The sequence below is a fragment of the Streptomyces sp. BB1-1-1 genome, assembly GCF_031597775.1.
Lineage (GTDB): Bacteria > Actinomycetota > Actinomycetes > Streptomycetales > Streptomycetaceae > Streptomyces > Streptomyces thinghirensis.
On the sequence record NZ_CP134203.1, the window covers coordinates 5,590,455 to 5,612,028 of the forward strand.

The 21,574-nt window shown below is 72.5% G+C and carries 22 protein-coding genes and 1 pseudogene; 12 read left to right on the plus strand and 11 right to left on the minus strand.

Annotation, left to right across the window (positions count from 1 at the left end; genetic code table 11):
* Positions 1-3: 3 nt before the first annotated feature.
* A pseudogene (locus RI578_RS25670) lies at positions 4-294 on the minus strand (hypothetical protein); the annotation flags it as partial.
* Between RI578_RS25670 and RI578_RS25675 the strand changes: the two are divergent.
* On the plus strand, positions 203-388 hold the full coding sequence (locus RI578_RS25675; RefSeq protein WP_310873279.1) for a hypothetical protein: 186 nt from the start codon (positions 203-205) through the stop codon (positions 386-388). The pseudogene RI578_RS25670 and the gene RI578_RS25675 sit on opposite strands and share 92 nt — an antisense overlap.
* A gap of 130 nt (positions 389-518) precedes the next feature.
* On the opposite strand, the gene RI578_RS25680 is transcribed toward RI578_RS25675, so the two are convergent.
* The 3 genes from RI578_RS25680 to RI578_RS25690 all read right to left on the minus strand — a co-directional run bounded on the left by RI578_RS25680 (position 519) and on the right by RI578_RS25690 (position 2,235).
* On the minus strand, positions 519-1,127 hold the full coding sequence (locus RI578_RS25680; protein ID WP_310873280.1) for a hypothetical protein: 609 nt from the start codon (positions 1,125-1,127) through the stop codon (positions 519-521).
* A 93-nt stretch (positions 1,128-1,220) separates the two neighbouring features.
* Complete coding sequence (locus RI578_RS25685; RefSeq protein ID WP_310873281.1) at positions 1,221-1,457, minus strand: DUF397 domain-containing protein; 237 nt, start codon at positions 1,455-1,457, stop codon at positions 1,221-1,223.
* Entirely contained in the window at positions 1,441-2,235 is a 795-nt protein-coding gene (locus tag RI578_RS25690) for a helix-turn-helix transcriptional regulator (protein WP_310873282.1), read from the minus strand. The genes RI578_RS25685 and RI578_RS25690 overlap by 17 nt, the downstream gene beginning before the upstream one ends.
* Positions 2,236-2,397: 162 nt before the next feature.
* Here RI578_RS25690 and RI578_RS25695 point away from each other — a divergent pair, with 162 nt between their 5' ends.
* Positions 2,398-2,721: a hypothetical protein gene (locus tag RI578_RS25695; protein ID WP_310873283.1), complete on the plus strand. Its 324-nt coding sequence runs from the start codon at positions 2,398-2,400 to the stop codon at positions 2,719-2,721.
* Positions 2,718-2,999, plus strand: a complete 282-nt coding sequence (locus RI578_RS25700; protein WP_310873284.1) for a hypothetical protein — start codon at positions 2,718-2,720, stop codon at positions 2,997-2,999. The genes RI578_RS25695 and RI578_RS25700 overlap by 4 nt, the downstream gene beginning before the upstream one ends.
* A 10-nt stretch (positions 3,000-3,009) precedes the next feature.
* Here the strand turns inward: RI578_RS25700 and RI578_RS25705 are convergent, their stop codons facing one another.
* A complete protein-coding gene (locus tag RI578_RS25705) occupies positions 3,010-3,381 on the minus strand; it encodes a hypothetical protein (protein WP_310873285.1) in 372 nt (123 codons plus the stop codon).
* A gap of 90 nt (positions 3,382-3,471) precedes the next feature.
* Here RI578_RS25705 and RI578_RS25710 point away from each other — a divergent pair, with 90 nt between their 5' ends.
* From RI578_RS25710 to RI578_RS25725, 4 genes are all read left to right on the plus strand, one after another.
* A complete protein-coding gene (locus RI578_RS25710) occupies positions 3,472-4,467 on the plus strand; it encodes an esterase-like activity of phytase family protein (RefSeq protein ID WP_310873286.1) in 996 nt (331 codons plus the stop codon).
* Positions 4,468-4,556: 89 nt separating this feature from the next.
* Positions 4,557-8,288 (plus strand): ABC transporter ATP-binding protein, encoded by a 3,732-nt coding sequence (locus tag RI578_RS25715; protein ID WP_310873287.1) that lies wholly within the window; start codon positions 4,557-4,559, stop codon positions 8,286-8,288.
* A gap of 148 nt (positions 8,289-8,436) precedes the next feature.
* On the plus strand, positions 8,437-8,772 hold the full coding sequence (locus RI578_RS25720) for a hypothetical protein (RefSeq protein WP_310875859.1): 336 nt from the start codon (positions 8,437-8,439) through the stop codon (positions 8,770-8,772).
* A 95-nt stretch (positions 8,773-8,867) separates the two neighbouring features.
* Positions 8,868-10,292: a S28 family serine protease gene (locus tag RI578_RS25725; RefSeq protein ID WP_310873288.1), complete on the plus strand. Its 1,425-nt coding sequence runs from the start codon at positions 8,868-8,870 to the stop codon at positions 10,290-10,292.
* Positions 10,293-10,341: 49 nt separating this feature from the next.
* Here the strand turns inward: RI578_RS25725 and RI578_RS25730 are convergent, their stop codons facing one another.
* The 3 genes from RI578_RS25730 to RI578_RS25740 all read right to left on the minus strand — a co-directional run bounded on the left by RI578_RS25730 (position 10,342) and on the right by RI578_RS25740 (position 14,450).
* Positions 10,342-11,016 carry a hypothetical protein gene (locus RI578_RS25730; RefSeq protein WP_310873289.1) on the minus strand — a complete coding sequence of 225 codons (675 nt, stop codon included), beginning with the start codon at positions 11,014-11,016 and terminating at the stop codon, positions 10,342-10,344.
* Positions 11,017-11,140: 124 nt separating this feature from the next.
* Entirely contained in the window at positions 11,141-12,988 is a 1,848-nt protein-coding gene (locus RI578_RS25735; protein ID WP_310873290.1) for a glycoside hydrolase family 3 protein, read from the minus strand.
* A 529-nt stretch (positions 12,989-13,517) separates the two neighbouring features.
* Positions 13,518-14,450, minus strand: a complete 933-nt coding sequence (locus tag RI578_RS25740; protein WP_310873291.1) for a LysR family transcriptional regulator — start codon at positions 14,448-14,450, stop codon at positions 13,518-13,520.
* 119 nt (positions 14,451-14,569) lie between these two features.
* Here RI578_RS25740 and RI578_RS25745 point away from each other — a divergent pair, with 119 nt between their 5' ends.
* Together RI578_RS25745 and RI578_RS25750 are read left to right on the plus strand one after the other, a co-directional pair.
* Positions 14,570-15,517 carry an EamA family transporter gene (locus RI578_RS25745; protein WP_310873292.1) on the plus strand — a complete coding sequence of 316 codons (948 nt, stop codon included), beginning with the start codon at positions 14,570-14,572 and terminating at the stop codon, positions 15,515-15,517.
* Positions 15,514-16,155, plus strand: coding sequence for a GNAT family protein (locus RI578_RS25750; RefSeq protein WP_310873293.1), 642 nt, complete (start codon positions 15,514-15,516; stop codon positions 16,153-16,155). Before RI578_RS25745 ends, RI578_RS25750 begins: the two co-directional genes overlap by 4 nt.
* Here the strand turns inward: RI578_RS25750 and RI578_RS25755 are convergent.
* Genes RI578_RS25755 through RI578_RS25765 form a run of 3 tightly spaced genes read right to left on the minus strand, consistent with a single transcriptional unit; the run spans position 16,139 to position 18,194 of the window.
* Positions 16,139-16,939, minus strand: coding sequence for a sugar phosphate isomerase/epimerase family protein (locus RI578_RS25755; protein WP_310873294.1), 801 nt, complete (start codon positions 16,937-16,939; stop codon positions 16,139-16,141). The two genes, RI578_RS25750 and RI578_RS25755, sit on opposite strands and share 17 nt — an antisense overlap.
* A 43-nt stretch (positions 16,940-16,982) precedes the next feature.
* Entirely contained in the window at positions 16,983-17,141 is a 159-nt protein-coding gene (locus RI578_RS25760; RefSeq protein WP_310873295.1) for a hypothetical protein, read from the minus strand.
* 6 nt (positions 17,142-17,147) lie between these two features.
* Entirely contained in the window at positions 17,148-18,194 is a 1,047-nt protein-coding gene (locus RI578_RS25765; protein ID WP_310873296.1) for a LacI family DNA-binding transcriptional regulator, read from the minus strand.
* Positions 18,195-18,416: 222 nt separating this feature from the next.
* Between RI578_RS25765 and RI578_RS25770 the strand changes: the two genes are divergently transcribed.
* The 3 genes from RI578_RS25770 to RI578_RS25780 are packed head-to-tail and all read left to right on the plus strand — an operon-like array spanning position 18,417 to position 21,573.
* Positions 18,417-19,568 (plus strand): Gfo/Idh/MocA family oxidoreductase, encoded by a 1,152-nt coding sequence (locus tag RI578_RS25770; protein ID WP_310873297.1) that lies wholly within the window; start codon positions 18,417-18,419, stop codon positions 19,566-19,568.
* The gene (locus RI578_RS25775; protein ID WP_310873298.1) at positions 19,565-20,725 is read left to right on the plus strand and encodes a dihydrodipicolinate synthase family protein; all 1,161 of its coding nucleotides are present in this window, start codon (positions 19,565-19,567) and stop codon (positions 20,723-20,725) included. Before RI578_RS25770 ends, RI578_RS25775 begins: the two co-directional genes overlap by 4 nt.
* Before the next feature lie 47 nt (positions 20,726-20,772).
* Positions 20,773-21,573 (plus strand): sugar phosphate isomerase/epimerase family protein, encoded by an 801-nt coding sequence (locus RI578_RS25780; protein ID WP_310875860.1) that lies wholly within the window; start codon positions 20,773-20,775, stop codon positions 21,571-21,573.
* Position 21,574 lies beyond the last annotated feature (1 nt).

Consider the following 21,574-nt stretch of genomic DNA (forward strand, 5'->3'; position numbering starts at 1 on the left):
GGGTCAGTCCACGTCCGAGGGGTCCAGCCGGTAGACAGCCGGCGTGCTCTCCGCCTCCTCGACGGCTGTGCCGTGCTCGTGAACCCACTGGGCCACCTCGGAGCTGAGCCCCGAGCCGCCGCCCATGCCTCCACCGCCGACCTGGACGTAGCGCAACTCGGCCGCCCGCACCAGCTCCTTGAGCCGGGCGAGGGTCATCGCGTTGTCGCCGCCCGACCAGCCCCTGGAGATGACCGGTTCGCCACTGCTGAGGATGAACTGGGCGGCGCTCTGCGAACTGGAGACCGTCAGCAGCTACTTGGCGCCGTCCCTGGTGCCCCGCCGCCGGGGCGAGGACGGCGAGCAAAGCCGGCAGGGACCAGCGCGGCGTGCCGGGTGCCGGGTGTGAGGGTCGGCGCGGGCGGCTCGGGGGCCGCTTGCAGGGGAGCGGAGGCAGATGTCACCACGCCACCGTGTCACTCGGCGTTGGGCGGGGGTCGTGCTCCGACTTGGGGCGAGCTGTGAAGCCCGGGCCGTGCTCAGTCCGCCGGGGCCCAAGGGGCGAGCAGATCGCGCAGCAACTCGGCGAAGGCCCCGTCCAAGGTGTCCTCCCGCTCCTGGTCACCGACGGCCTCGGGACAGAGAGCGGCGGGACGGGCGATCCACAGGACCTTCCAAGGCATGGAGAACAGGGCGGCATCGCTCCACACGCCGCCGCGCGGGGCCAGGGGGTGCAGCAGATCGCTGACGTGTCCGGTGACCATCTGCACCAAGGGGCCGTCGGTCGCGGCATGCGCCCGAGGGAGCGCCGTGTGCGAGGTCCGGGCGATGGCCGCCGTCGTCGGATGGCGCCGGACGATGCGTACGACCTGTGTCAGGTGCCGCACGATTCCGTCAACGGTGCCGTCGCTCGGGTGAGTGCGGTCCGCCTCGTCGAAGGCGCGGCCGAGTTCCGTCTGGAGCGCGCGCAGATGAAGCCCGGAGGCGGTCTTCCAGTTCTCGTAGAGGTAGTTGCGCGAGGTCCCGGAGGCGCGGGCGATGGCGGTCACGGACACGTTCAGGCCGTCGGTGCGCATGAGGGTGCGCACCGTGCTGATCACGTTCGCGGTGCCGAGGGGGTTGCGGTACGGCCAAGAGGCGGGGCTCATGGCCCCATGGTCGGGAAAAGCGTGAGCATGTGAGGGGTGAATGTCATCTGGGCACTCGGATGAGCGACTGGAGGACAGTCGGGGGCGGAGTGTTCACGCTTTGGAGGGAGGGGGGTCTTGCTTGAGGGACGTGATGAACGACGTCCAGCCGGGAGTTGAGAGGAGCAGCGCCGGCCCGGTGGGAATCTTCGAATCCCGCACCGGTATCCCACCAGGGTGACCGTCCACCACTTCCAGGCAACTCCCCCCTTGGTCATTGCTGTGAGAGGACTTGCGCCAGCCCTTCAGAGTCGCGGCGTTGCGTATGGTCCGGTCAGTCATCGCCTTCATAGCCCCTTGCTGTCGCTTCGAGCAGAGCCAGCGTCTCCTCGAGTGGCAGGGCGTTGCCCAGGGCGAAATCGTAGCGATGCTGCAGTTCCTGGACCACGGACGGGGTGTCGTGGAGCATGCCCATGTGCAAGCCCTCGGCGTACGCCACGGGCGGCTGGTCCTCGAACCACATCAGGGTGAGCATGTTGCTCAGAAGAGGGTGGGTTCCCAGCGCGAACGGCAGCACGTGCACTTGGATCCGGCCGCCTTGGGCGAGGCTCGCGAGATGCCTCAGCTGCTCTGCCATGACGCGCCGCCCGCCGATCCGGCGATGGAGCACGGCTTCGTCGAGCAGCACCCACACTACGGGCGTGACGGGATCGTCCAGAACCTTCGCGCGCTCCAGGCGTGTGACAAGGCGCCTGTCACATTCCTCCTCACTGATGCGAGGGAACGTCGTACTCAGAACCGCACGTGCGTACCCCTCCGTCTGAAGGATGCCCGGCACGAAGGACAGCGCGAACTCACGAATCATCACCGCCTGCGACTCCAGCTGCCGCGCCGCCTCGAAGTAGTCCGCGACCGCCGCGTCCTCCTCCGGAAGGAAGCTGCTCAGCACATTCCCCGTGTTCAGGGCGCGGTCCAGCCGTCGCGCGTCCTCCTTCGACGGCACCCGGCGCCCCGCCTCGATGTGCGCGATGTGCGACCGCGTCATGATGGCCATGTCGGCCAGCCGCTGCTGCGTCAGGTCGGCCGCTTCGCGCTGCTGCTTGAGCCAGTCGCCGTAGATGTTGCTCATCCGTTCGACTCCCGTGTGACAAAGGCGCCGTCACATCCGCACCCCTGGCGAGCCTAGCTCCGCCCGTTTCACTCTGTATGCGCATCGCTACGGAAAGCGAGACCCCCGCGACCGTCGCACCGGTCCGGGGGCTTGGTCACCGATCTCCACGGAGCCGACGACATGCGTCACCGTATCGCCCGCCTCGCCGGGCTGCCCCTGCTTCCGCTGCTCGCCCTCCTGCTACCCGGCTCAGGGCGCCGCCGCCGACGTCCTCCCGCGACGGAACCCGCCGAATCCCCGTACACCCCGGACGTGACCGTCCGCCGCACCGGCATGCCGGCCCTGCGCGGAGAGGACAACGTGCTCGTACGCCCCTACCTGCTCGCCCACGAACGGCAGGAGGAGACCCGACGGCGCCAGGCCCGGCGCCGCGCGCTCCGGTTCGCGGTGCACGGCATCGACCTCGGGCCCCGGGTACCGCACGACGTGGAGGTGGCGCGGTGAGGCCCGGCGCGCGCCCGGCCCGGCTGCTGCCCTGGGCCGGCTCCGAGGGCAAACCCTGCTACCTGCTGACCGACGGCGACGGCCCGCTGTCCCGAATCGCCGACGTCGTCGAGACCACCCACCTCGACATGGCGGAGGACCTGTTGGACCACGCCGCCGCCCTGCTCGCGGACGCTCGGGCGACGCCCGAACAGCTCCGCTTCATGCTGCACCGCATGCGCGAGGCACTCACCGAGGTGCACCGCGTCGCGGAGAGCCGGGGCATGCGGTTGCGCTGAAGGCGAGCCGTCACTCGACCAGTTCGGGAAAGGCCTCCTTGAAGTCGGCGAGCTGAGCGCGATAACCGGCGTTGAATTCGGCCAGTCCGTGCACGCCGAGGTTCTTCTCGAAGGCGACGCTCTGCCTGGGCACCAGGGCGGGTATCGCGCGGAACACTTCGCCCGCCGCCTTCGCGTGCCGGCCCTTCTGGACGGCGGCCACCAGGTCCTTGAAGAGGTCCAGCTCCAGGGCCCGGATGCGTTCGCTCGGACTGTCCTGGCCTTCGAGTTCCTCATCGGCGACCGGTTTGGCCCCGGAGGGCTTGGTGAGGAACTTCAGTACCCGCATCGTCGCGTACAGCCGACCGGCCAGTCTGTGGCCGCTCTCGTTCTGGTCTGGCATGGCTCATTACTTGCCACCGGTACCGCGCCGAACCCTGTCCTTCGGAAAGCGGTCAACTCTTGGCCATTCCTCCGACCTAGGGTTTCGGCCATGCGCCCGAGAACGCTCCGCACCTCCCTGGCCACCCTCACCGCGAGCCTCGCGGCGGCCGGCTGTCTCATCGCCGCCGGACCGGCCGTCGCACAGGAACGTCCGCAGAGGAACGCCTGCTCGCCCGCCGTCTCCCTCACCGGCTACTCCGACGCCCTCGACAAGACCACCCACGACGGCACCTACGTCGGCAACCTCTCCGCACTCGCCCGCGACGGGCGGGGCACGGTCGCCGCTCTCTCCGACCGGTCCGCCCTCTTCCGGCTGGACGCCCGCTCCCTCCAGCCACGGGACGTGATCCCGCTCGCCGACGAGAACGGCGCCGCCCTCGACGCCGAGGGACTGGTCGCCGACAGGGACGGCACCTACCTCGTCTCCTCCGAGACCGAGCCGTCCGTCCGCCGCTACTCCCGTACCGGCGAGATACTCGGCCGCCTCCCCGTGCCGGACGCCCTGCGCACCGCCCCGGAGGGCCGCGCCCGGGCCAACGGCAGCTTCGAGGGGCTGACCCTCCTGCCCGGCGGCCGGACCCTGATCGCGTCCATGGAGTACCCGCTCGCCGGCGACCCCGCCGACCTCGTGCGCTTCCAGAGCTGGCAGCGGACGGGTCGCGGCGACTTCCGGGCCGGCGCGCAGTACACGTACCGCGCTGACACCGGCCTCGGCGTCTCCGAGACCACCGCGACCCCGGACGGGCGCCTGCTCGTCCTGGAACGCGGCTTCACCTCCGGCGTCGGCAACACGGTCCGCCTGTACCTGACCGACCGGCCCCGCGGCGGCACCGCACTCGGCAAGACCCTCCTCGCCGACCTCGCCGACTGCCCCTCCCTCGGCGCCATCGCCAAGCAGCCCCAGCCCAACCCGCTCCTCGACAACTTCGAGGGCATGGCCGTCACCGGCCGGAGCAAGGGCCGCCTGGACGTCCTCCTCGTCAGCGACGACAACCAGAACGCCGTACAGACGACCCGCTTCCTCCGGCTCCGCGTGCGCGCCTGAATCATCGCGGCGGGATGAAATCCCCGCTCGCCCGTGTTGGTGCCTTCCGGTAGATCAGGTGAGCAGGACGACCGACCGGAGGGCACGGCGTGGACGCGCAACGGGGATGGGCACGACGACTGGCGGGCTACGCCTGGCGCTATCCCAAGGACGTCGTCCTCGCTCTCGGCGCCTCGCTGGGCGGTATGGCCGTCATGGCCCTGGTCCCGTTGATCACCAAGGTGATCATCGACGACGTGATCGGCGACAAGACCAGGGACATGGCCGTCTGGGCCGGACTGCTGATCGGCGCCGCCGTCGTGGTCTACGTCCTGACCTACATCCGCCGCTACTACGGCGGCCGGCTCGCCCTCGACGTCCAGCACGACCTGCGCACCGACATGTACGGGACGATCACCCGGCTCGACGGGCGGCGGCAGGACGAGCTGTCCACGGGGCAGGTCGTAGGGCGTGCCACCAGTGACCTCCAGCTGATCCAGAGCCTGCTGTTCATGCTCCCGATGACCATCGGGAACGTCCTGCTCTTCCTGATCTCCCTGGTGATCATGGCGTGGCTCTCCCTGCCGCTCACGCTGGTCGCACTCGCCGTCGCCCCCGCGCTGTGGTTCATCGCCCGCCGCAGCCGCACCCGCCTGCACCCCGCCACCTGGTACGCCCAGGCCCAGGCCGCCGCCGTCGCCGGCGTGGTCGACGGGTCGGTGAGCGGCGTACGCGTGGTGAAGGGGTTCGGCCAGGAGGACCAGGAGACCGGGAAGCTCAGGGAGGTCGGGCGCAGGCTCTTCGCCGGGCGGCTGCGGACCATCCGGCTGAACGCCACCTACACCCCCGCCCTCCAGGCCGTCCCCGCCCTCGGCCAGGTCGCCATGCTCGCCCTCGGCGGCTGGCTGGCCGTACGCGGGAACATCACGCTCGGCACCTTCGTCGCCTTCTCCACCTACCTCGCCCAGCTCGTCGGCCCGGTCCGGATGCTCGCGATGGTCCTCACCGTCGGCCAGCAGGCCCGCGCCGGCACCGAACGCGTGCTGGAACTGGTCGACACCGAGCCCGCGATCGAGGACGGCACCAGGGACCTGCCCGCCGACGCGCCCGCGACCGTCGAGTTCGACGACGTGGCCTTCGGCTACGACTCGGCCTCGGGAAAGAGCCGCCCCGTCCTCGACGGTCTCTCCTTCGAGATCCGCTCCGGCGAGACCCTCGCCGTCGTCGGCTCCTCCGGCTCCGGGAAGTCCACGGTCTCCCTGCTCCTGCCGCGCTTCTACGACGTGACGCGCGGCGCCGTCCTCATCGGCGGCCACGACGTGCGCGAGCTGACCCTCGACTCGCTGCGGGCCGCCATCGGGCTCGTGCCCGAGGACTCCTTCCTCTTCTCGGACACCGTGCGCGCCAACATCGCGTACGGCCGCCCCGACGCCACCGACGAGGAGATCGAGACCGCGGCCCGGGCCGCGCAGGCCCACCGGTTCATCACCGAGCTGCCCGACGGCTACGACACCACCGTCGGCGAGCACGGTCTGACCCTCTCCGGCGGCCAGCGCCAGCGTGTGGCCCTCGCCCGCGCGATCCTCACCGACCCCCGGCTGCTGGTCCTCGACGACGCCACGTCCGCCGTGGACGCCCGCGTCGAGCACGAGATCCACGAGGCGCTGAAGGAGGTCATGCGGGGCCGCACCACGCTCCTCATCGCCCACCGCCGTTCCACCCTGAACCTCGCCGACCGCATCGCCGTCCTCGACCGCGGCCGCCTCGCCGACCTCGGCACCCACGAGGAGCTCCAGGAGCGTTCCGCCCTCTACCGGCGCCTGCTGACCGACCCCGACGAGCTGGGCGGGGTGTCACCCGGACACGCCCGGCCCGCCGCACCCGCCGAGGACACCTCCGTACGGGACGAGCTGGACGCCGAGTTCGACGCCGAGCGGGGGGTCACGCCACGGCTGTGGACCGGCGATCGCGCGCCGAAGGACACCGCCCTCGCCGGTACCCCGGCCACCCCGGAGCTGCTCGCCCAGGTCGACGCGCTGCCCCCGGCCGACGGGACCCCGGACGTGGACGAGGCGCGGGCCGTGGAGCCGGAGGAGTCGTACGGCCTGCGCCGCCTGCTGCGGGGCTTCCGCGCGCCGCTGCTGATCAGCCTCGCCCTGGTCGCCGTGGACGCCGGCATGGGTCTGCTGCTGCCGGTGCTGATCCGGCACGGCATCGACGAGGGCGTCACGCAGGCCGCCCTCGGCGCGGTCTGGGCGGCCTCGCTGCTGGGTCTGCTCGCGGTGGTCGCCCAGTGGACGGCGCAGACCGGTGAGATCCGCATGACCGGCCGGACGGGGGAGCGGATTCTGTACTCGCTCCGGCTGAAGATCTTCGCGCAGCTCCAGCGGCTCGGCCTCGACTACTACGAGCGCGAGCTGACCGGCCGGATCATGACGCGGATGACGACGGACGTGGACGCGCTGTCGACGTTCCTGCAGACGGGGCTCGTCACCGCCTTCGTCTCGGTCGTCACCTTCTTCGGCATCCTGGTCGCCCTGCTGGTGATCGACGTGCAGCTCGCGCTCGTCGTCTTCGCGACCCTGCCGCCGCTGATCATCGCCACCTACTTCTTCCGCAGGGCCAGCGTGAAGGCGTACGAACTGGCCCGGGAGCGGGTCTCCTCGGTCAACGCCGACCTCCAGGAGTCGGTGGCCGGGCTGCGGATCGTGCAGGCCTTCCGGCGCGAGCACGACGGCGGGCGACGGTTCGCCGAGCGCAGCGACAGCTACCGGCAGGCCCGCATCCGGGGGCAGTGGCTCATCTCGATCTACTTCCCGTTCGTGCAGCTGCTGGCCTCCGGGGCGGCCGCGGCCGTGCTGATCGTCGGCGGCGGGCGGATCGACGAGGCGACGCTGACGACCGGCGCGCTGGTGGCGTACCTGCTCTACATCGACCTGTTCTTCGCGCCCGTCCAGCAGCTCTCCCAGGTCTTCGACGGCTACCAGCAGGCGTCCGTCTCCCTCGGCCGCATCCAGGAACTGCTGCGGGAGCCGACCTCGACCAAGGCCCCCGTAAAGCCGCTCGACGTGGCGTCCCTGCGCGGCGAGATCACCTTCGAGGACGTGCACTTCAAGTACGGGGACGATGAGGAAGCCCTCACCGGCATCGACCTGCGCATTCCGGCCGGGCAGACCGTCGCCTTCGTCGGCGAGACCGGCGCGGGCAAGTCGACGCTGGTCAAGCTGGTGGCCCGGTTCTACGACCCGACGGGCGGGCGGGTGACCGCCGACGGGCAGGACCTGCGCGACCTCGACCTCACCGCCTACCGGCACCGGCTGGGCGTCGTCCCGCAGGAGGCGTACCTCTTCCCGGGAACCGTCCGGGACGCCATCGCCTACGGCCGCCCGGACGCCACCGACGCCCAGGTGGAGGCGGCGGCGCGGGCGGTCGGCGCCCACGAGATGATCGCCACGCTGGAGGGCGGCTACCTCCACGAGGTCGCCGAGCGGGGCCGCAACCTCTCGGCCGGGCAGCGGCAGCTGATCGCGCTGGCCCGCGCCGAGCTGGTCGACCCCGACGTACTGCTCCTCGACGAGGCGACGGCGGCCCTGGACCTGGCCACCGAGGCGCAGGTCAACCAGGCCACCGACCGCATCGCGGGCCGCCGTACGACGCTGGTCGTCGCGCACCGGCTGACCACGGCCGCCCGCGCGGACCGCGTCGTCGTCATGGACGACGGGCGGGTCGCCGAGGACGGTACGCACGACGAGCTGCTGGCGCTCGACGGACGGTACGCGCGACTGTGGCGGAGCTTCGTCGGGGCGGCCGAACCGGAGGAGCCGGTCGGCGCGCTGCGGTGACACCCGCGCAACCATTCGACACACCGCCTGCGTCCGTACAGCCGTACGCCGGTGCCGCCGTACGGCGGGGCGGAGAGGGAGGGGGACCGCTGTGGGCAAGGGTGGTGCTGGAACACGCCGGCGGCTGGCGCTCGGCACGGCCGTGCTGATGGCGGCCGGGCTGCTCGCCGTCGCGGTGCCGCAGGACGCGCAGGCCGCCGCGGCGTGCCCGGGCCGCAAGGTCCGCACGCTGCCGTTCTCCACCGGGTCCGTCCTGGTCTACAAGCGCGGCGGTTACGTCTGCGCCGTCACCGTCCCCAAGAAGCCCGGCACCAAGCGGCAGATGTCCGTCAGCGTGCAGGCGCGCGGCGGCCGGCCGGTCGTGGACTCGGGGCGGTACGCCTACCGGGCGGGGCCGGTGACCGTGCACGCCGGGAAGCGCTGCGTGTGGGTGAAGGGCAAGGTGTCCCGGGGCTCGGTCAGCTCCGGCTGGATCCTCTGCTGAAGCCGGCTCCCGGCGGCCAATCCTCGATCTCCCCTGGTGTGCGGGTGACTTGCTCCGATAGCTTCCGGCGCACATCTGTTTCACAGGGAGGGTGCATGCGCAAGGCGCTCAGATGGCTGCTGGCGCTCGTGGTGCTCATAGGCACCGTCAGCACGGCGGGCGCGGCCACCGCCGCCGAGCCGAAGGCCGTCGACATCAAGGACCGGCTGCTGTCCATACCGGGCATGAGCCTGATCGAGGAGAAGCCGTACACCGGCTACCGCTTCTTCGTCCTCAACTACACCCAGCCGGTCGACCACCGGCGCCCGTCCAAGGGCACGTTCCAGCAGCGGATCACCGTGCTGCACAAGGACGTGAACCGCCCGACGGTCTTCTACACCGGCGGCTACAGCGTCTCCACGAACCCGAGCCGCCGCGAGCCGACCCAGATCGTGGACGGCAACCAGGTCTCCATGGAGTACCGCTACTTCACGCCGTCCCGGCCCGAACCGGCCGACTGGTCCAAGCTGGACATCTGGCAGGCGGCCACCGACCAGCACCGCATCTTCAAGGCACTCAAGCCGCTCTACGCCGAGAACTGGCTCTCCACCGGCGGCTCCAAGGGCGGCATGACCGCCACCTACTACGAGCGCTTCTACCCGCGCGACATGGACGGTGTCGTCGCCTACGTCGCCCCCAACGACGTGGTGAACCGCGAGGACAGGGCCTACGACCGCTTCTTCGCCCGCGTCGGCACCGAGGAGTGCCGCGACCGGCTGAACGGCGTGCAGCGCGAGGCGCTGGTGCGCCGGGCACCGCTCAAGGAGAAGTACGAGGCGTACGCCGCCGAGAACGGCTACACCTTCGACACCATCGGCAGCCTGGACCGCGCGTACGAGGCGGTCGTCCTCGACTACGTGTGGGGCTTCTGGCAGTACAGCACCCTGAAGGACTGCGCCGACATCCCGGCCGACGCGAAGAACGCGACGGACGACGAGATCTGGAACTCCGTCGACACGATCTCCGGCTTCTCCTTCTACACGGACCAGGGCCTCGCCCCGTACACGCCGTACTACTACCAGGCGGGCACGCAGCTGGGCGCGCCGACGATCCACTTCCCGCACATCGAGAAGAAGTACATCCGCTACGGCTACCAGCCGCCGCGCAACTTCGTGCCCCGGTCGATCCCGATGAGGTTCGAGCCGTGGGTGATGCGGGACGTCGACCGCTGGGTGCGGCACAACGCCGACCAGATGCTGTTCGTGTACGGCGAGAACGACCCGTGGGGAGCCGAGCCCTTCCGTCTCGGGCGCGGCGCGCACGACTCCTACGTCCTCACCGCGCCCGGCATGAACCACGGCGCCAACGTCGCCGGCCTGGTGCCCGAGGAGAAGGCCCTCGCCACGGCCCGCATCCTCGACTGGGCGGGCGTCGCCTCCGCCGAGGTCCGGGAGAACCCGTCGGCGGCCGAGCCGCTGGCGACGTTCGACGCCAAGCTGGACAAGCGGGACGTGCAGCGCGAACCGGCGCTGCGCCCCTAGGACGGTGACCGCGCCCGGCCGCCGCTGAGACGCTCCGATGTACGGACGCTCACAGCGGCCGGGCGCAGCCCACCGGCCGTTCGCCGCCGAGGCGGACGTAGAGGCCGGTCGAGGCGGGGCAGTCGGCCCGTACGGCGACCGCCTCGACCACCTTGAACTGCGGTTTCCTCTTGCCCTTGCCGTCGCACGCGGTCTCGCGGACCTTGCCGTCCCCGGCGTCGTAGACGCAGTCGCCGACGATGGTGCGCGGGCCGCCCCCGCCGCCCGGATCGCCGGGGTGCGGCGGCTGGAGCCCCCGCATACAGGCGTAGCCCCGCGACACGGCCCCGTCGCCGTCCTCGTCGGCCGAGGGGCGCTGCTCGCTGATGTGCAGGACGAAGTCGGTGGTGGCGGGGCACGGAGGCCCGTCGCCCGCACGGCCGTCCTCCCGGGCCACGACCCGCGCCGCCGCCCGCTCGCTGTCGCACGGCACCTCGGTGAACGAGACCGTCCCGAACGAGCTGCACTCGTCGATCGCGAGGAACACCGCCCCGTACCCGGAGGGCCGGACGACGGCCGGGGCCGAGCCCGACGGGGTCCCCCCGCCGAGCCGCCCGTCCCCGCTCGCGTCCTTGCCGCCGCCCTCCCCGCCCGTCAGGCCCGACGGGCTCTGGCAGCCCGTCAGCAGCACGGCGCACAGCGCCGACAGGGCGCAGAGCGCCCCCGCAGCCCATCTCTCACGCATCGCCATCCCCCCGGATCCCCGGTCCAGCGTGACCCGCCGCAGCGGGCGCACGCCAGACGCGCGGGGTGCTTTGCGCACGGCGGCCGGGGGCGCCCCCGGCGCGTGGCGTAGGCCGCGCTACGCCCTACGACCGGTACGACAGCCCGTGCCCGAGGGGGTACAGCACCTTGGTCGGATCGTCCGCCCGCACCACCGGCACCGGCAGCTTGCCGCGCGGCCGTACCCGCCCGGCGATCACCCGGGCCGCCGCCCGTACCTCGACGTCGGTCCAGGAGTACGCGGCGAGGTAGGCGCGGACGTCCGGGAGGCGGGCCACGTCGTACGGGTTGCGGATGGCGACCGCGACGACCGGCTTGCCCGTCTCCAGCAGCCGTGCGACCAGCGTGCGCTGGCTGCTGGCCGCGGTGACGTTGTACGTGGCGACCACGACCGCGTCCGCGTCCCCGGCCGCCGCGACCGCGCGGTCGATGACGGCGGCGGAGGGCGCGGTGCCCGTGGACAGGGCGGTGGCCGTGAAGCCCAGCTCCGTCAGCTCGCCCGCGAGGACGCCGGTGGGCGGCCCGGTGGTGCCCGAGGGGGAGGCGGGGTCGGCGCCCACGACGAGCACCTTCGGATGCTCCCTGCGCGACAGGGGCAGCAGCCGCCCCTCGTTGACGAGCAGTGTGGTGGTCCGCTCGGCGATCCGGTCGGCCGCGGCCAGGTGCCCCCGGGTGCCGACGGTGCGGTCGACGTCCCGCCGGCTGGTGTAGGCGTCCCGGAACAGTCCCAGCTTCGCCTTGAGCCGCAGCACCCGCAGGATCGATTCGTCGAGCCGCGCCTCGGTGAGTTCACCGTCGCGTACGGCGTTCAGGACGGCGTTCCAGGCGAGGTCCAGGTGCGGCGGGTTGAGCAGCTGGTCGACGCCGGCCTTCAGCGCCAGCACCGGCACCCGTTCGTCGCCGTACTTGGTCCGTACGCCCTCCATGCCGAGGGAGTCGGTGACCACGACCCCGTCGTAGCCCAGCTCCTCGCGCAGGATGCCGGTGAGGATGGGGCGGGAGAGGGTGGCCGGGTCGCCGGAGTCGTCGAGCGCCGGGACCACGAGGTGGGCGGTCATGATCGCGTCGATGCCGGCGTCGATCGCCGCGCGGAAGGGCGGGGCGTCCAGCTCCGCCCACTGCTCGCGGCTGTGCGTGATCACCGGGAGGCCGGTGTGGCTGTCGGTGGCGGTGTCGCCGTGCCCGGGGAAGTGCTTGGCGCACGCGGCGACGCCGGAACGCTGATACCCCGTCACCTCGGCGGCCACCAGTTCCGCCACCGCCTCGGGATCGGCGCCGAAGGACCGCACGCCGATCACCGGGTTGGCGGGGTTGACGTTCACGTCGGCGACGGGGGAGTAGTCCTGGCGGATGCCCATCGCGTGCAGTTCGGCGCCCGCGACCCGGCCGAGGGTACGGGCGTCGGAGCGCGATCCGCCGGCGCCGATGGCCATCGCGCCCGGGAAGAGGGTCGCCGGCTCGCCCACGCGGGCCACTATTCCGTACTCCTGGTCGGTGGAGACGAGCACCGGGAGGCCGCGCGGCAGATCCAGGGACGCCTTCTGGATGCCGTTGGACAGGTCGGCGATCTGGTGCGGGTCGCGGGTGTTGTGCGCCCAGGCGAAGTAGATGACGCCGCCGACCCGGTACTTGGCGACCAGTTCGGCCGCGGTGCGGACGCCGATCTCCTTGAGGTTGGCGTCGATGTCGGCCTGGTCGGGGTCGGTGGCGGAGTGGCCGTAGACCCGCATGACGAAGAGCTGGCCGACCTTCTCCTCCAGCGTCATGCGGGAGATGAGCGCCCGGAGCTTGTCGTCGTCGGGCCTGCGGGCATCGGCGTACGCGGTGCCGCCGCCGGCCGCCAGGGCCGCGGTGACGACCGCGGTGGCGGCGAGGACGGTACGTCTCGAGGGGTGTGCGGTGCTTCCCGTGCCGGCCGTGCTGCTGTGGTGCACGTGCGCTCCTTCCGGAGTGATCCGCTGGGGAATCGCTGGAGAGGTGCTGAAGGAAACTTCCAAGGAGTCACCAATATCCGGGAAGTTTCTGCCAGTCAAGGGAGCGCACAGGAGTCACCCGAAGCCGCGGAGAGCGAGCCGGAGGGGGCCGCCGCCGGCGCCAGGGAGGGGCGCGCCGACGGCGGCGCGCTGCCGGGTCGCGGTACGGCGGAGAGGGTGGTCAGCGATCGCAGCCAGCGGCGAGGCCGACACCGCACCGCGCGGACTCGTCCGGCAGCGTGCGGATTGGACGACATGGACCGGGCAGGGGTTCCCGGCCGGGCCGCTTTTCTCAGGTCGGTACAGGCGGGGCCGGTGGGGCGAGGGGCCGCACGGCAACGGACGGGACGAGCCGGGCCGAGGTGCGGAGAGCGCGGGCGGGCGGGGGCCGCCCACGCCCGCGCCGCCCGGCGGGCCCACCGACGCGGGCGAAAGCCCCGACGCCGCGCCGCGCCGCCTCCGCCCCCGGCCTCCGGCGCCGGCGCTCCGGTCAGTCCGCCCGTGCGGGCGAGGCGGTGCGGGCCGAGGCTTCCGGCCAGTGGGCGCGTAGCGTGCGTACCGTCTCCGCGATGGCCGGGCGGCGAGCCGCGCCCGTGCGCCACAGTGCGTACAGCCGCCGTACGGGCGTCGGGACGAGCGGCACCTCCACCACCCCGGCGGGCAGCGGGCCGCGCCCCAGGCGGGGGATCAGGGCGATGCCCAGCCCGGCCGCGACCAGTGCCACGAGGGTCGGGTTCTCGTCGGCCTGGTGGACGATGTCCGGCTCGTGCCCCGCGCCCCGCAGGGTCCGCAGCAGCCAGTCGTGGCAGACCCGCCCGGGCGGCTGGCAGATCCACCGCTCCCCGCCCAGCTCCTCCCGCCGTACGCCCGCCCGCCCCGCGAACCGGTGCCCCTCGGGCACGAGCAGATCGCACAGGTCCTCCCCGACGGACGCCTGCTCCACCCCGGCCGGGGCGGGCAGCGGCGCGATGTCCCAGTCGTGCGCCACGACCAGGTCGACGGCGCCCTTCGCCACCAGGTCCACGGACAGATGCGGGTCCACCTCGGTGAGCCGGGCGTCGAGCGCGGGATGCCGTGCCGCCAGGTCGGCCAGCACGGCCGGCATCAGACCACGCGCCGCCGACGCGAACGCGGCCACCGTCAGCCGCCCCGCCGGCACCCCGCGCCGCTCCTCCAGCCGGGTCTCCGCCCGCTCCACGACGGCCAGCAACTCGACGGCGGTGGCGGCCAGTTGCCACGCCTCGTCGGTGAGCCGCACCCCGCGCCCCTCCCGCTCCAGAAGCACCGTCCTGGTCTCCCGCTCCAGCTTGGCGATCTGCTGGGACACGGCGGACGGCGTGAAGCCGAGCGCGGCGGCGGCCGCGCCGACGGTGCCGTGCACGGACACGGCGTGCAGGGCACGCAGACGCTGAAGATCGAGCACGAGGCAGCCCCCTGATGCGAATCGCTGATGTCCCTGATGCGAACAGTTAGCAGTGCTTCATCCAACCATGCAGAAATCATCGCTGGTGCTTCACGGTGGATGGGCGTGATTCTCGACGCATGCGACCTTCCCACCTGCTCCTCGCCGTGCTCGTCGCCGCCGTCTGGGGCGTGAACTTCACGGTCATCGAGATCGGCCTCGACCACTTCCCGCCGCTGCTCTTCTCCGCCCTGCGCTTCCTCGTGGCGGCACTGCCCGCCGTCTTCCTCGTGGGCCGGCCGAAGGTGGCCTGGAAGTGGATCGTGGCCGTGGGACTGGTGCTCGGCGTCGCGAAGTTCGGGCTGGTCTTCGTGGGCATGGACACGGGCATGCCGGCCGGCCTGTCCTCCCTCGTCCTGCAGATCCAGGCGGTGTTCACGGCGGTGATCGCGGCGGCGGTACTGGGCGAACGCCCCACCGGCGTGAAGGTGCTGGGCATGGTGGTGGCGCTGGCCGGCATAGGCGTGGCGGCCCTCGACGAGGGCGCCTCCGGACCGCTGGGCGCTTTCGTGCTGGTCGTCGGGGCGGCGGCCGCGTGGGGCCTGTCCAACGTCCTGACCCGCAAGGCCTCCCCGCCCGACGCGCTGAACTTCATGGTGTGGGTGTCCACCGTCCCGGTGCTCCCCCTGCTGGCCCTCTCCCTCGCGACGGAGGGCCCGTCCCAGGACCTCGCGGCCCTGCGGGGGCTCGACTGGCAGGGCGCCGGCACGATCCTCTTCGTCGCCTGGGTCTCGACCGTCTTCGGCTTCGGTGCCTGGGGCTGGCTCCTGCACCGTCACCCCGCCTCCACGGTCGCGCCGTTCTCCCTCCTGGTGCCCGTCTTCGGCATGTCGTCGGCGGCGCTCTTCCTCGGCGAGTCGGTGACCCCGCTGCGGTGGTGCGCGGCGGCGCTGCTGGTGGGCGGGGTGGCGCTGACGACGCTCACGCCCGCCCGGCGCGGCCGGGACCGGCGGCGGCCGGAGGTGGTCGTGGCCCGCCCGGAAAGCGTTGGACGGCCGCCGGCGCGGGCGGAAGAATCCGTCCGGTGACATTCACCCTGAAGGGCCCACCCCTCGAAGGCACGCTGGTACGGCTGGAACCGCTGGGCCCGCACCACGCGGCGGACCTGGCCGTGGCCGCCGAGGAGGACCGCGGCACCTACGCGTTCACATGGGTGCCCAGGGCCGACGAGGTCGGCGCCTACATCGACGCCCAGTTGGCCAGGGCGGCCACGGGGCGGCTCGCGCCCTACGCGCAGGTCTCCCTCGCCACCGGCCGGGCGGTCGGCGCCACCTCCTACTGGGAACCCCGCTCCTGGCTGACGGACGACGCCCTCGACGCGATCGAGGTCGGTTTCACCTGGCTGGCCCGGTCGGCACAGGGAACGGGCGTCAACGCCGAGGCCAAGCTGCTGCTGTTCCGCCACGCCTTCGAGGTCTGGCGGGTGTCCCGGGTCGACCTGAAGACCGACGCCCGCAACGCTCGCTCCCGCGCCGCGATCGAGTCGGCCGGCGCCCGCTTCGAGGGCGTGCTGCGCAACTGGTCCCGCTCCTGGGCGCCGGGTGAGGAGGGCCGGCTGCGCGACTCCGCGATCTACTCGATCACGGCGGCGGAGTGGCCCGAGTGCCGCGAGCGGCTGGAGCGCCGGGTGCGGCCCGCGCAGCCCGCGTTCACGCCGCGTCGCTGAGCAGCCGGGCGAGGTGCTCGCGCCCCGCGACCAGCAGTTCCGGCAACGGTGCGGCCGACTCGTACCACCGCTTCTCGTACTCCCAGCACAGCCAGCCGTCCCAGCCGTGGCGGGAGAGGACGTCCACCACCTCGGTGAGCGGCAGCACGCCGGCGCCCAGCGGCAGCGGGGCGGTGTCCTCGGCGGAGGCGATGTCCTTGACCTGGACGTAGCCGAGGTGCGGGGCGAGGGCCAGGTAGCTCTCCGAGGGCTGCTCGCCGCCCAGCCAGGTGTGCATCACGTCCCACAGGGCGCCGACCTGGCGGTGCCCGACCAGACCGAGGACGCGCATCGCGTCGGCGCCGGTGCGGTGCGAGTCGTGGGTCTCCAGCAGGATGCGTACGTCCACTTCGGTGGCGTACTCGGCGGCCGTGCCCAGCCGGCGGGCCGCCGTCGCGTCGGCCTCCTCGGGGCTCTGGTCGGCGCCGCCGCCGGGGAAGACCCGGACGTACGGGGCGCCCAGGTCGCGAGCCAGGTCGAGCAGGGCGCGGATCTCGGCGATCACGGCGTCGTCGTCACCCGGCGCGGCGACCCGCGGGTACCCCGCGAGGCCCAGCAGTTCCACGCCCGCCTCCTTGAACCCGGCCGCCACCGCGGCCCGTTCGCCGGGGGCCAGGCCGGGGTGCACCGGTTCCTCCGGGTGCGCGCGCAACTCGACACCGTGGTAGCCGTGCGCGGTCGCGAGCCCCAGCACGTCGGTCAGGGGCAGGCCGGGGACACCGAGGGTGGAGAACGCCAGCTTCATGACCACGGAGCGTACCCGCCGCCGCCTCCCGCACTCCTCCCCGTCAGCCGGGTGTCGCCGCCCGGCCGCACACTCCAATGCCCGGCAGCAGGCCGACCCAGCCCGTCCGGCGTTTGAGGACGAGGCCGTCCAGGCCGAAGCGGGGGCGTGGGGGCGGCAGCCCCCACCAGGCCCACACCAACGCGGGGCGCGGAGAAGCCAACGGCACCTACCCCCGCGGCCCTCCGGAGGACCCCCGCACCATCAACTCCCCCCGCACCGTGGCGATCCCCCCGGGCGGCGCCTCCTCCCGCCCCATCGCGATGCGTCCCGCCCGTGCCCCCGCTTCCGCGAGCGGCAGCCGGACCGTCGTCAGCGCGGGTACCGCGTCGATGCTGAAGGGCAGATCGTCGAAGCCGGCCACGGACACGTCGTCCGGGATGCGCAGCCCCGAGTCGCGCAGCGCCGCGCACGCACCCAGCGCGACGGAGTCGTTCGCGGCGACGACGGCGGTCAGCGAGGGGTCCCTGCGCAGGAGTTCGAGCGTGGCCTCGTAGCCGGACTGCCGGTCGTAGCGGCCGTGGACCGCCCAGCGGGGGTCCTCCTCGATGCCGTGCGCGGCGAGCGCGGCGCGGTGGCCCTCCAGCCGGTGCCGGGTCGTGGTGCGCTCCTCCGGGCCCGCGATGTAGCCGAGCCGCCGGTGCCCGAGCCCGATCAGGTGGTCGGTCAGCTCCCGGCCGCCCCCGCGGTTGTCGAAGGTCAGCGCGATCGCCCCGGTGCCCGGCGCCGGCGGCCGCCCGCACAGCACCACCCGCGTGCCGGCCTCCGCCAGCTTGCGCAGCTTCGCCGCCACGGCCGCCTGGTGCGCCGCGTCCTCCATCGCCCCGCCGGTCAGCACGACGGCCGCCGCCCGCTGCCGTTGCAGCAGGGTGAGGTAGGTCAGTTCGCGCTCCGGGGAGCCGCCGGTGTTGCAGACCACGGCGAGTCTCTCGCCGCCCGCTCTGCCGCCCGGCCCGCCGATCTCGGACTGGATCGCACCGGCCATGATGCCGAAGAAGGGATCGGCGATGTCGTTGACCAGGATGCCCACCAGGTCGGACGTGGCCGCCGCCAGCGCGCTCGCGGGGCCGTTGAGCACGTAGTCGAGGTCGTCGACCGCCTTCAGCACCCGTTCCCGGGTGGAGGCGGCCACGGGATAGTTCCCGTTCAGCACGCGCGACACCGTCGCGGGGGAGACCTGGGCGCGGGCCGCCACGTCCGCCAGTGTCACCGTCATGTCCTCGTCCTCCGCATCGCGCGTGTGCCGTACGCCGTCTCAGCCGTCGCCGCCGTCTCAGGCGACCTTACGGCCACGGCCCGCCGCTGTTCGTCCCCTCGAACAACTCGCCCGGGTCCCGGTCTTGTCCAGACCACCGTCCACAGGCTAGCTTCGTACTGCATAGAAAGCGCTTGCTGTACCGCACTACCTCCACCTCACCGCCCGTACGAAGGGAACGACGTGACACGCAAGACGGTGCGAATCGCCATGAACGGTGTGACCGGGCGCATGGGCTACCGCCAGCACCTCGTCCGCTCCATCCTGGCCCTCCGCGAACAGGGCGGCCTCGACCTCGGCGACGGCACCGTGCTGTGGCCGGAACCGATCCTGGTCGGCCGCCGTGAGCACGCGCTGCGGACGCTGGCCGAACGGCACGGCCTGGAGCACGTCTCCACGGACGTGGACGCGGTCCTCGCCGACCCCACCGTGGACATCTACTTCGACGCCCAGGTGACCTCGGCCCGCGAGGAGGCGATCAAGAAGGCGATCGCCGCGGGCAAGCACGTCTACACCGAGAAGCCCACCGCCACCGGCCTGGACGGCGCCCTGGAACTCGCCCGCCTGGCCAACGCCGCCGGCATCAAGCACGGCGTCGTCCAGGACAAGCTCTTCCTCCCCGGCCTGCTCAAGCTCAAGCGCCTCATCGACGGCGGCTTCTTCGGCCGCATCCTGTCCGTGCGCGGCGAGTTCGGCTACTGGGTCTTCGAGGGCGACTGGCAGGACGCACAGCGCCCCTCCTGGAACTACCGCGCCGAGGACGGCGGCGGCATCGTCGTCGACATGTTCCCGCACTGGGAGTACGTCCTGCACGAGCTGTTCGGCCGCGTGAAGTCCGTCCAGGCCCTCGCCACCACCCACGTCCCGCAGCGCTGGGACGAGAACGGCAAGCCCTACGACGCCACCGCCGACGACGCGGCGTACGGCGTCTTCGAGCTCGACGGCGGCACGATCGCCCAGATCAACTCCTCCTGGACCGTGCGCGTCAACCGCGACGAACTCGTCGAGTTCCAGGTCGACGGCACCGAGGGCTCCGCCGTCGCCGGCCTGCGCGACTGCCGCGTCCAGCACCGCTCCGCCACCCCCAAGCCGGTGTGGAACCCGGACATCCCCGCCACCGAGGTCTTCCGCGACCAGTGGCAGGAGGTCCCGGACAACGGGGACTTCGACAACGGCTTCAAGGCCCAGTGGGAACTGTTCCTGCGCCACGTCTACGCCGACGCCCCCTACCACTGGGACCTGCTGGCCGGCGCCCGCGGCGTGCAGCTCGCCGAACTGGGCCTGAAGTCCTCGGCCGAGGGCCGCCGCCTGGACGTACCGGAGATCGCGCTGTGACCCTCCACCTGCCGGACGCGGGCGGCGCCCTGCGCACCTACGAGCCCCGCACCGAGCCCCTCGCCGTCACCCGGGAAGCCCCAGGAAGCGCTTTCACCTCCCGTACGGTCTTCTCGGCCGCGCACGTCGTCGCCGACCCGTACGCGGACACCACGCCCGACGGCCCCGCCGCCGTCGACTGGGACGCCACCCTCGCCTTCCGCCGCCACCTGTGGTCCCACGGGCTCGGTGTCGCCGAGGCCATGGACACCGCCCAGCGCGGCATGGGCCTGGACTGGGCCGGCGCGGCCGAACTCATCCGCCGGTCCGCCGCCGAGGCGAAGGCGACCGGCGGCCGCATCGCCTGCGGCGTCGGCACCGACCAGATCACGGGCGGCACCCTCGCCGAGGTCCGGGCGGCCTACGAGGAACAGCTCGCCGTCGTCGAGGAGTCGGGCGCCCAGGCCATCCTGATGGCCTCCCGCGCCCTGGCCGCGTCGGCGCGGAGCCCCGAGGACTACCTGGAGGTCTACGGCCACCTGCTCCGCCAGGCCGCCGAACCGGTGATCCTGCACTGGCTCGGCCCGATGTTCGACCCGGCCCTGGAGGGCTACTGGGGTTCGTCCGACCTCGACGCGGCCACCGGCACCTTCCTGGACGTCATCGCCGCCCACCCCGACAAGGTCGACGGCATCAAGGTCTCCCTGTTGGACGCCCAGCGCGAGATCGACGTGCGCCGCCGCCTCCCGCAGGGCGTGCGCTGCTACACCGGCGACGACTTCAACTACCCCGAGCTGATCGCCGGCGACGAGCAGGGCTTCAGCCACGCGCTGCTCGGCATCTTCGACCCGCTGGGCCCGCTGGCGGCCGAGGCGGTCCGCGTCCTGGACACGGGGAACACGGAAGGCTTCCGCGCCCTCCTCGACCCCACCGTGGAACTCTCCCGCCACCTCTTCCGGGCCCCCACCCGCTACTACAAGACGGGAGTGGTCCTCCTGGCCTGGCTGGCCGGTCACCAGAGCCACTTCACGATGGTCGGCGGCCTCCAGTCGGCCCGCTCCCTGCCGCACCTCGCCCGCGCCTACGAACTGGCGGACGGCCTCGGCCTGTTCCCCGACCCGAAGCGCGCGGAGGAACGCATGCGCACCCTGCTGAACCTGTACGGAGTGGACCAGTGAGCGACCTCGGCCCCGATCACGACCTGACGCGTTTCAGCATCAACCAGATGACGGTCAAGCAGCTGTCGCTGCCCGAACTGACCGCCGCCTGCCGCGAACTCGGCGTCGGCAACGTAGGCCTGTGGCGTGAACCCGTCCAGGCGTACGGCGTCGAGGCGGCGGCCAAGCTGGTCCGCGACGCGGGCCTGACCGTCACCACCCTGTGCCGCGGCGGCTTCCTCACGGCGACCGACGCGGACGAACGCGCGAAGGCCCTGGCGGACAACCGCCGTGCCGTCGACGAGGCCGCCACCCTCGGCACCGACACCCTCGTCCTGGTCTCGGGCGGTCTCCCGGCCGGCGACACGGACCTGCGCGCCGCCCGGGAACGCATCGCCGACGCCCTGACGGAACTGGGCCCCTACGCCGAGCGGCACGGCGTACGGCTCGCCATCGAGCCCCTGCACCCCATGTACGCCTCCGACCGCTGCGTGGTCTCCACCCTCACCCAGGCCCTGGACCTCGCCGAACGCTTCCCGGCGCACCAGGTCGGCGTCACCGTCGACACGTACCACATCTGGTGGGACGACCGGGCGCCCGAGCAGATCGCCCGGGCCGGGGCGGGCGGACGCATCCACACCTTCCAGCTCGCCGACTGGACCACTCCGCTGCCCGAGGGCGTCCTCAACGGCCGCGGCCAGATCGGGGACGGCGCGATCGACATGCGGGAGTGGAAGGGGTACGTGGAGGCGGCCGGGTACACCGGTGCCATCGAGGTCGAGCTGTTCAACGAGGGGCTGTGGGCGCGGGACGGGCGGGAGGTGCTCGCCGAGACGGCGGCACGGTTCGTGGAACACGTGGGCCGGTAGT